This window comes from Actinoplanes sp. NPDC024001 (assembly GCF_040638955.1).
Lineage (GTDB): Bacteria > Actinomycetota > Actinomycetes > Mycobacteriales > Micromonosporaceae > Actinoplanes.
Genome location: NZ_JBEZZB010000061.1, coordinates 45095 through 54630, shown reverse-complemented (window position 1 = coordinate 54630; position 9536 = coordinate 45095). Strand labels below are relative to the sequence as shown.

General features: G+C 70.6%; 11 protein-coding genes. 7 read left to right on the top strand and 4 right to left on the bottom strand.

The window, feature by feature from the left end:
* The 3 genes from sepH to AB0F81_RS23940 all read right to left on the bottom strand — a co-directional run.
* Positions 1 to 682 (bottom strand): septation protein SepH (gene sepH / locus AB0F81_RS23950; protein ID WP_360200704.1); only part of this gene is annotated, 682 nt, incomplete at its 3' end.
* A gap of 236 nt (positions 683 to 918) precedes the next feature.
* Positions 919 to 2043 (bottom strand): phosphoserine transaminase, encoded by a 1125-nt coding sequence (gene serC, locus AB0F81_RS23945; protein ID WP_360200703.1) that lies wholly within the window; start codon positions 2041 to 2043, stop codon positions 919 to 921.
* Positions 2044 to 2045: 2 nt separating this feature from the next.
* Positions 2046 to 3152, bottom strand: coding sequence for a citrate synthase 2 (locus AB0F81_RS23940; RefSeq protein ID WP_360200702.1), 1107 nt, complete (start codon positions 3150 to 3152; stop codon positions 2046 to 2048).
* A gap of 200 nt (positions 3153 to 3352) precedes the next feature.
* On the opposite strand from AB0F81_RS23940, the gene pdxH reads away from it, so the two are divergent.
* Genes pdxH through AB0F81_RS23905 form a run of 7 tightly spaced genes read left to right on the top strand, consistent with a single transcriptional unit; the run spans position 3353 to position 9160 of the window.
* Positions 3353 to 4009, top strand: a complete 657-nt coding sequence (gene pdxH, locus AB0F81_RS23935; protein ID WP_360200701.1) for a pyridoxamine 5'-phosphate oxidase — start codon at positions 3353 to 3355, stop codon at positions 4007 to 4009.
* 32 nt (positions 4010 to 4041) lie between these two features.
* Complete coding sequence (locus AB0F81_RS23930) at positions 4042 to 5292, top strand: MFS transporter (protein ID WP_360200700.1); 1251 nt, start codon at positions 4042 to 4044, stop codon at positions 5290 to 5292.
* Positions 5293 to 5302: 10 nt separating this feature from the next.
* Positions 5303 to 6223, top strand: coding sequence for an aldose 1-epimerase family protein (locus AB0F81_RS23925; protein WP_360200699.1), 921 nt, complete (start codon positions 5303 to 5305; stop codon positions 6221 to 6223).
* The gene (locus AB0F81_RS23920) at positions 6223 to 6840 is read left to right on the top strand and encodes a nitroreductase family protein (protein ID WP_360200698.1); all 618 of its coding nucleotides are present in this window, start codon (positions 6223 to 6225) and stop codon (positions 6838 to 6840) included. Before AB0F81_RS23925 ends, AB0F81_RS23920 begins: the two co-directional genes overlap by 1 nt.
* Positions 6841 to 6899: 59 nt before the next feature.
* Complete coding sequence (locus tag AB0F81_RS23915; RefSeq protein ID WP_360200697.1) at positions 6900 to 7196, top strand: type II toxin-antitoxin system VapB family antitoxin; 297 nt, start codon at positions 6900 to 6902, stop codon at positions 7194 to 7196.
* Positions 7197 to 7234: 38 nt separating this feature from the next.
* Positions 7235 to 8410, top strand: coding sequence for an acyl-CoA dehydrogenase family protein (locus AB0F81_RS23910; protein WP_360200696.1), 1176 nt, complete (start codon positions 7235 to 7237; stop codon positions 8408 to 8410).
* A gap of 39 nt (positions 8411 to 8449) precedes the next feature.
* Positions 8450 to 9160 carry a DUF4230 domain-containing protein gene (locus tag AB0F81_RS23905; protein ID WP_360200695.1) on the top strand — a complete coding sequence of 237 codons (711 nt, stop codon included), beginning with the start codon at positions 8450 to 8452 and terminating at the stop codon, positions 9158 to 9160.
* On the opposite strand, the gene AB0F81_RS23900 is transcribed toward AB0F81_RS23905, so the two are convergent.
* A complete protein-coding gene (locus tag AB0F81_RS23900) occupies positions 9161 to 9370 on the bottom strand; it encodes a PspC domain-containing protein (RefSeq protein WP_360200694.1) in 210 nt (69 codons plus the stop codon).
* Positions 9371 to 9536: the final 166 nt, after the last annotated feature.

Genomic DNA, 9536 nt, shown 5'->3' with positions numbered 1-9536 from the left:
CGCTCGGCAGGCCGTGACCGCCGCGGGTCGGCTCGGAGCTGCGGGCCGGCCCGGGCAGGCCGTGGCCGCCCCGCTCGGGAGCCGGCTCCTGGCCGAGGATCTGCGTCGGGCGCTCGGCGCACAGGTATTGCGCCATGTCGTCGTGCGGGGACACCACCTGACGGCCCTTGTCCAGGTCCCAGATGGCCTGCGCGGTGGCCTTGCCGGACGGCCAGGTGGCGACGATGCGCCAGGTCCCGTCGTCCTTGCGGAACGCGTCCCAGGAGATCTTCTCGGTGTCGATGCCGTGCTGCGCGAGCCGGCTGTCGACCACCTCGGCGAGCGGCTGCCCGGAATCCGAGGTCTTCAGCCGGGTGCGGCGGGCGTGCTGCGCCAGCATGGCGCGCTCCTGCAGCACCGGACCGGCGTAACGCAGCACCCGGTCGACCGGGACCCCGGCGATCCGGGCGACGTCCTCGGCGGACTCGCCCTGGCGGATGCGCGCCTGGATGTCCCGCGGGGACAACGACGGCGCCGTCTCCGGGGCCATGACCGCCAGCGCCGTGCCGGGTGCCGCGGGGCCGTCATTGAGCGCCCCGGCGATCCGGTCGTCGATGGGGAGGGCCAGGAGCCGGCCGACCTCGTCGGCGAGCACCAGGGCCTGACCGTCCTCGGAGAGGGCGACGAAGCGTACCGGCCGCATGCGTTGCCTCCGTCCCGTCGCGTTGGCCTGTGCTCCCGAGAGTCAGCCACCCGGGCGCGTTTCGGAACACGGTACGCGCCTTGGTCACCCTATGGGGGTAAGCCACGCCGTCAAAGTAGCTGACCAGCGGTGATGATCTTCAAGTTCCGGTTTCGAGATCCATTCAAACCCAACAAACCCTTTTAGAGGTACGGGTGTCCGGAAGTCAACTCGAATGAACCCGCCCGAGGGGGTGGTCAGAGGCGCTCGACCACGTAATCGATGCAGGCGGTGAGAGCGGTCACGTCGGACGGGTCGACGGTGGGGTAGAGGGCGATCCGGAGCTGGTTGCGGCCCAGCTTCCGGTACGGCTCGGTGTCCACGATGTCGTTGGCCCGCAGGATCTTGGCGATCGCGGCGGCGTCGATGCCCTCGGCGAAGTCGATGGTGGCGACGGCCGCGGACCGCAGCGCCGGGTCGGTGACGAACGGCTCGGCGAACGACGAGCGGTCGGCCCAGCCGTAGACGGTGGCGGCGCTCTCCGCGCTGCGCTTGACCGCCCAGGCGAGACCGCCCTGCGCGTTCATCCAGTCGACCTGCTCGGCGGCGAGGAAGACGGTGGCCAGGGCCGGCGTGTTGTACGTCTGCTCGAGCCGGGACTGCTCGATGGCGGTCACCAGGTCCAGGAACTGCGGAATGTACCGCCCCGAGGCCTTGATCTCGAAGGCCCGCTCGATCGCGGCCGGGGACATCAGCGCCAGCCAGATCCCGCCGTCGGAGCCGAGCGCCTTCTGCGGGGCCAGGTAGTAGACGTCGGTCTCGCGCAGGTCGACGTCGAGGCTGCCGCCGCCGGACGTGGCGTCGGTGAGCAGGAGCGCGCCGGGGTCGGCGCCCGCGACCCGGCGCACCGGGACGGCCACGCCGGTGGAGGTCTCGTTCTGCACGCTGGCGTAGACGTCGACGCCGGCCTCCGCGGTCAGGAACGCCGCCTGGCCGCCGGGCGCCCGGTGCACGGTGGGCTGGTCGAGGAACGGCGCGTCGGCGACGGCCTTGACGAACTTGGCGCCGAACTCGCCGAACTCGGCGAACTGCGCCTTCTGCCGGACCAGGCCGAACGCGGCGACCTCCCAGAACGCGCTGGTGCCGCCGTTGGCGAGGACCACCTCATAGCCCTCCGGCATGGCGAAGAACTCGGCGAGGCCGCGCCGCAGCCGGGCCACCTGGTCCTTCACCGTCTTCTGCCGGTGGGAGGTGCCCATGAAGGTGCGGGAGACCGCGGAGAGCGCCTCGACACCCTCTGGCCGGACCTTGCTCGGGCCCGAGCCGAAGCGTCCGTCTACTGGCTTGATGGTGTCGGGGATCCGGATGTCAGCGTCAACCACGGTCACACATTATGCGTGAGCTGACTCCAGCCCTCGACCTCCTGCGGCTTGCGGGGCGCTGGTCCCACATAGTGGAGGCTGGGCCGCAGGATCCGGCCGAGCCGTTTCTGCTCCAGGATGTGCGCGCTCCACCCGGCCACCCGGGCGCAGGTGAACATCGAGGTGAACATGTGTGCCGGCACCTCGGCGAAGTCGAGTACCACGGCCGCCCAGAAGTCGACGTTGGTCCACAGCTCCTGGTCGGGGCGGCGCTCGCGCAGCTCGGTCAGCGCGGCCGACTCCAGCGCGGCGGCCACGTCGTAACGAGGGGCGCCGAGGTCCTTGGCGATCCGGCGCAGCACCCGGGCCCGCGGGTCCTCGGCCCGGTAGACCCGGTGACCGAAGCCCATCAGCCGATCGCCGCGATCGAGGACGTCCTTCACATATGACGTGGCGTCGCCGCTGCGCTCCACCGCCTCGATCATGTGCAGCACCCGGGTGGGCGCGCCGCCGTGCAGCGGGCCGGAGAGGGCGCCGATGCCGGAGGAGACGCAGGCGGCCGTGTCAGCGCCGGTGGAGGCCACGATCCGGGCGGTGAAGGTGGAGGCGTTCAGCCCGTGCTCGGCGGCCGAGATGAAGTACGCGTCGACGGCCTTGACGTGCCGCGGGTCGGGCTCGCCGCGCCACCGGCGCATGAACCGCTCCACGATGGTCTCGGCCTTGTCGATGTCTTTCTGCGGGACGGCCGGCAGGCCCAGCCCGCGGGCCGCCTGGGCGACGAAGGAGAGCGCGGTCACCGACACCCGGGCCAGGTCGGAGCGGGCCTGCTCGTCGGAGATGTCGAGCATCTGCGACAGCCCCCAGTAGGGCGCCAGCATCGCGACCGCCGACTGCACGTCCACCCGGATGTCGCCGGAGTGCACCGGCACCGGGAACGGCTCGGCGGGCGGCAGCCCCGGTCCGAACCGGCCGTCGACCAGCAGGCCCCAGACATTGCCGAAGGAGACCTGGCCGATCAGATCCTCGATGTCGACGCCCCGGTATCGCAGCGCGCCGCCGTCGCGGTCGGGCTCGGCGATCTCGGTCTCGAAGGCGATGACGCCCTCGAGTCCCGGCTTGAAGTCGGACACGGCACTCCCTGCGAAGCGAACGGGAAGCGAACAAGATGCAAACGGTGGTGCGAGTGTGCGGTGGGTGATTCATCCTGCCTCCCGGGTAACCGCACGGTCGACCCGTCCTGATTGTGCTCTCGATGACACCCATCCTGGTTCACGGGACGGATGCGGGCCGGAGACTTACCGTCGTTGCACAGATCGAGACAGGAGTGCCCGTGGCTGTGGAACCGCCGTCGCCCGCCGACATGCGCCGGGACTACACGGAGCGGGCGCCGCTGCTGGAGGGCAGCCTCGCCGCGAACTGGGCCGATCAGTTCGCCGACTGGTTCGCCGGGGCCACGGCGTACGGCCTGCCCGAGCCGAACGCGATGATCCTGGCCACAGCCGATGCCGCGGGCCGCCCGTCGGCGCGAACTGTGCTGCTCAAAGGGTATGACTCGGACGGTTTCGTCTTCTTCACGAACTACACCTCCCGCAAGGGCGGCGAGCTGGCCGTCAACCCGTACGCGAGTCTGGTCTTCCCGTGGTTTCCGATGCAGCGCCAGGTGATCGTGGGCGGGCCGGTGGAGCGGGTGTCGCGGGCCGAGACCGAGGAGTATTTCGCTTCCCGGCCGCGTGGTTCGCAGCTCGGCGCCTGGGCCAGCCCGCAGTCGCGGGTGCTGCCCGGGCGGGACGCGGTGGACGCCGGCCTGGCCGAGGCGGTCGAGCGCTTCGGTGACGGCCCGGTCCCGGCCCCGCCGCACTGGGGCGGCCTGCGGGTCCGCCCGGAGACCGTGGAGTTCTGGCAGGGCCGGAGCAACCGGCTGCACGACCGCCTCCGGTTCCGCCGGACCGGCCCGGACGACTGGGTGGTGGAGAGGCTCGCCCCGTGAGCGGGGTCACCGCGAGGAAACCGAAATCCTGGATGATCGACACCCGTCCGCTGAGCGTTCCGACGTTCCGGCGGACGTGGATCGGCAACGGGGCGTCGTACTTCGGGTTCCAGTTCACCGCGGTGGCCGTGCCGGTGCAGATGTTCGCCATCACCGACTCGCCCACCTGGGTGGGCCTGCTGGGGGTGGCCGGCCTCGTACCGTTGCTGATCTTCGGGCTGTGGGGTGGCGCGGTCGCCGACGTGGTGGACCGGCGCCGGTTGTTGCTCGCCAGCTCGGTGCTGACCTGGGTGACCACGGTCGGCCTGCTGGTGCAGGCGCTGCTCGGGGTGCGCAGCGGCCACCTGCTGCTGGCGCTGACGGCCGTGCAGTCGGCCGGGTTCGCGATCAGTTCGCCGGCGCGGCAGGCGATCATCCCGCGGATCGTCCCGGCCGCGCTGGTGCCGGCCGCGAACACGCTGAACTACACGACCACGACCGCCGGTGGGGTGCTCGGGCCGCTCACCGCCGGCCTGATCATGGGCATCTGGTCGACCGGGGCCGGGGTGGTCGTGGCCTACGCCGTGGACGCGCTGCTGTTCACGGTGACCTTCTGGGCCACCTGGCGGCTGCCGGCGATCCCGCCGGTTGAGCACGCGGAGGGCGAGGAGAGGCCGACCGCCGGGCTGCGCGGCATCGCGGCCGGCCTGCGCTATCTGGTGACCCAGCCGGTGCTGCTGCTCTCCTTCGCGATCGACCTGATCGCGATGGTGTTCGCGATGCCCCGGGCGCTGTTCCCGGCGGTCGCCGAGGAGCAGTTCGGCGGCGGCGCCGCGGTCGGCTGGCTGTACAGCGCGATCGCGATCGGATCGGTGCTCGGCGGGCTCACCTCGGGCTGGATCGGCCGGGTCCGGCGGCAGGGCCTGGCGCTGGTGGTGGCGGTGGTCGGCTGGGGTGTGGCGATCGGCTTCTCCGGGCTGGCGAACCAGCTCTGGCTGATGGTGCTGCTGCTCGCGGTCGCCGGCGCGGCGGACCTGGTGAGCGCGGTCTACCGGCAGTCGATCATGCAGACCTTCGCGCCGGACCGGCTGCGCGGGCGGCTGCAGGGCGTCTTCACCGTGGTGGTGGCGGGCGGGCCCCGGCTGGGCGATCTGCGGGCCGGCGCCACGGCCGACCTGACCAGCGTGACCGCCTCCTGGGCGGGTGGTGGGTTCGCCGCCGCCGGCCTGGCGGTCCTGCTCGCCGCCGCGTCCCCGGCGCTGATCCGATACCGGCCTGATCGGGACGAATCCGAGGACCGATAGTGTCGCGGGTATGAGCGCAGAGTCAGCCGCGAAGTCCGGCGAGCAGTGGTCGATCGAGGCGGGCGGGCACCGTGCCGTCCTGGCGGAGATCGGGGGCACGCTCCGGGCGTACTCCGTCGACGGCGTCGACCTGCTGGACGGATTCGGCACCGATGAGATCTCTCCGGGGTCCGCCGGCCAGATTCTCGCTCCCTGGCCGAACCGGATCCGGGACGGGCGTTACGTCTTCGAGGGCTCGGAGTACCAGCTGGCGCTCACCGAGCCGGCCCGGCACAACGCGATCCACGGCCTGGTCAACTGGTCCCGGTGGCGGGCCGTCGAGCAGACCGCCGACGCCGTGACGCTGGAGTTCACGCTGCCGGCCCAGGTCGGTTACCCGTGGTCGCTGCGGCTGCGCACCCGCTGGTCGGTCTCGGCCGAGGGGCTGCGCTGCGAGCAGGAAGTGGTGAACCTCGCCGAGGCGAACGCGCCGTGGGGTTACTCGGTGCACCCGTACCTGCGGCTGCCCGGCGTGACGGTGGAGGACACCGTGCTCCAGGTGCCGGCGAAGAGCCGGATCATGGCGGACAACCGGCTGCTGCCGATCGGCGCCGTGAAGGTCGCCGGCACCGAGTTCGATTACGCCGAGCCCCGGCGGATCGGCACCGCGGTCCTGGACGTGACCTTCGGCGACATCGACTTCGACGCCGACGGGATCACCGCGGTCACCCTCGCCGACCCGAACTCGGACCGGCGGATCGTGGTCTGGGCCGACGAGAAGTTCCGGTACTGGCAGGTCTATTCCGGCGACACCCTGCACGGCGAGCGGTTCCGGCGGTCGGTGGCGGTCGAGCCGATGACCTGTCCGCCGGACGCGTTCCGTACCGGTCGGGATCTGGTCGTGCTGGCGCCCGGCGAGACCTGGACGACGGCCTGGGGCATCCGCGCCTGATGGAGTTCGACGAGGTGGTCCGCCGGCGGCGGATGGTGCGCGGTTACGACCCGGATCGCCCGCTGCCGCCGGAACTGGTCGACAAGATCGTGCGGCACGGGCTGCGCGCGCCGTCGGCCGGCTTCGCCCAGGGGTGGAGTTTTCTCGTGCTCACCGCCGCCGCGGACCGCGAGCGGTTCTGGGCCTGCACGGCCAGCGCGGACGGGCCCGCCGGCGGTTGGCTGGACCGGATGCGGACGGCGCCGCTGATCATCGTGCCGTTCTCCAACAAATCGGCCTATCTGGACCGTTACGCCGAGCCGGACAAGGGCTGGGCGGATCGGGACGAGTCGCGCTGGCCGGTGCCGTACTGGGACATCGACACCGGATTCGCCGCGCTACTGATGCATCTCACCGCGGTGAACGAGGGACTCGGATCCTGCTTCATCGGTTTGCCGGCAGCGACCGTGGGTGATTTCAAGAGCGCGTTCGGTGTGCCGGACGAGTACACCCCGATCGGTGCGCTCACGGTCGGCTACCGCGGCGCCGACAAGAGGTCCCCGTCACTACGCCGCGGGCGCCGCCCGGTGGCCGATGTGGTGCATCATGGCCGGTGGGCTTCGGCCGGCGAGGCCTGACCGGCCCGCGGCTAGGCTGACAGGCGAGGGAACGTTTCTGACGGAAAGGGGCAGCCGCCGTGATCTTCAAAGCGGTCCGGGACGGAGCCCCGTACCCCGACCACCACACGACGCTGAAGGCGTGGGCCGAGATCCCGCCGCGGCCGATCCGGCTCGCGGACCTGATCACCACGAAACGCGAGCTGGCGCTGGACAAGCTGCTCGCCGAGGACTCCACCTTCTACGGCGACCTCTTCCCGCACGTGGTGGAGTACCAGGGCGCCCTCTACCTGGAGGACGGCCTGCACCGGGCCTTGCGGGCGGCTCTGCAGCAGCGCAATCAGATCCACGCTCGTGTACTCGTTGTAGAGGATTGAATCCAGCGAGTAACGCTGACTTCCATTAGCGTGCTTCCATGGGTGTCAGACCGCTTGACCTGCTGGATCTTGACGAACTGCTCACCGATGACGAGCGCGAGATTCGCGCTCAGGCCCGCCGGGTGGCCGACGATCATGTGCGTCCCCACGTGGCGGAGTGGTACGAGACCGGGGACGCCCCGGTTCGCGATCTGGCCGTCGCGTTCGGCGATGCGGGCCTGCTGGGCATGCACCTGAAGGGGTACGGGTGCGCCGGCTCCACCGCGGTCGGTCTCGGCCTCGCCTGCATGGAACTGGAAGCCGCCGACTCCGGCGTCCGATCGCTGGTCTCCGTGCAGGGTTCCCTGGTCATGTACGCCATCTGGCGCTACGGCTCGGAGGAGCAGAAGGAGCGATGGCTGCCCGGCCTGGCCGCCGGCCGCCTGCTCGGCTGCTTCGGGCTGGCCGAACCGGATCACGGCTCGGACCCGACCGGCATGTCCACCCGGGCCCGCCGGGACGGCGACGAGTGGGTGCTCGACGGGGTCAAGACGTGGATCCTCAACGCGCCGATCGCCGACGTGGCGGTGATCTGGGCGCGGGCGGAGAAAGGCGTGACCGGTTTCGCCGTGCCGGCCGACACGCCGGGCCTGGCCGTCCGGGAGATCAGCCCCAAGCTGTCCCTGCGCGCGTCCAGCACCGGTGAGATCGTCCTGGACGGGGTGCGGTTGCCGGAGAGCGCCCGGCTGCCCGGGGTGCGCAGCCTGATGGCGCCGCTCTCCTGCCTGACCGAGGCGCGGCTGAGCATCATCTGGGGTGTGCTCGGCGCGGCCCGGGACTGCCTGGACGCGGCGCTCGACTACGCGGCCGGGCGCGAGCAGTTCGGCCGGCCGATCGGCGGATTTCAGCTGACCCAGGCGAAACTCGCCGACATGGCCCTGGAACTGCAGAAAGGCTTCCTGCTCGCGCTGCACCTGGGCCGGCTGCGGGACGCCGCGGACGGGCCGCTGCGCCCGGAACAGGTGAGCATCGGGAAGCTGAACAACGTCCGGGAAGCCATCAAGATCGCCCGGGAGTGCCGGACCATCCTCGGCGGCAACGGGATCCTGCCGCGCTATCCGGTGATGCGGCACGCCAGCAATCTGGAGAGCGTGCTGACCTACGAGGGCACGTCGGAGATCCACCAGCTGTCGATCGGCCAAAAATTGACCGGACTGAACGCATTCGCCCGGTAGCGGATGCGGATTGTCGTACCCCCCGCCTACCGTTGAGTCATGGCAACCTCACCGGATGTCGATGAGCCGACCAGGGAGTTTCCCCCTGCCCCCGAGGAGCGGAAGTCGAGCGGTTTCGCCCGGCTCCTGATCTTCGTCGGTTTCGTCTTCGCGCTGATCGTCCTCGCCTGCCTCGGGCTGCGCGCGATTAACGTGCTGCCCACCTTCGACAACCCGTTCGAGGACCGCACCACCGACCGCAGCCAGCCCGTGCTGCTGCAGTCCATGCGCGACCTGCACCGCTATGTCGCGGCCGACGGCACCTTCCAGGTCATCGTCGACCTGCAGCAGGACAAGGAAAATGTGCCCGACTTCCTGGTCAACCGGCGCACCCTGTTCGTCGGCTCCGGCACCGTCGAGGCCTATGTCGATTTCAGCGCCCTCGCCGGCGACGCTCTGAAGATCGACGAGGAGAAGAAGTCGATCGAGCTGATGCTTCCTCCGCCGCAGCAGTCCACGGCCGCTCTCGACATGGCCAAGAGCTATGTGGTGGCGGAGGAGCGGGGCCTGTTCAACCGGATCGGTGACGCGTTCCGCGACGACCCCAATCAGCAGCAGCGGGTCTATCAGCTGGCCCAGGAGCGGATCACCCAGGCCGCCCGCGACAGCGGGCTGGACCAGCGGGCGAAAGAGAACACCCAGCGGATGCTGGAGAGTCTCTTCGCCCGCCTCGGCTACTCCACCGTCACGGTGACGTTCGCCAACCCTTGATCAGTGGGGGTCGTTCGGCATCAGGGCCCAGAGGATGAGGTAGGCGACGACCTGCGGACCCGGGAGGAAGACGGAGATCACGAAAAGGAACCGGACCATGCCGGTCGACCAGCCGAAACGGCGGGCGAGGCCGGCGCAGACACCGGCGATCCGGCGGTTGTGGCGGGGGCGGGTGAGGGTGCGGGTCTTGAGCGTGTGTGCCACGTTCATTCACTCCTTGAGCAGTGACCCTGGCGTTCTGCCACGGCCACTTCGACGGTAGGCACGGGAGAGGGGGCGGCCCTCGGTCCACAGGTGGATACCGGCGGTCGACTTCCCGTACGGGTGACCCGTACCCGGCGGACGCCCGCTGTTAACCTGGGTGCCGATTTCGGGC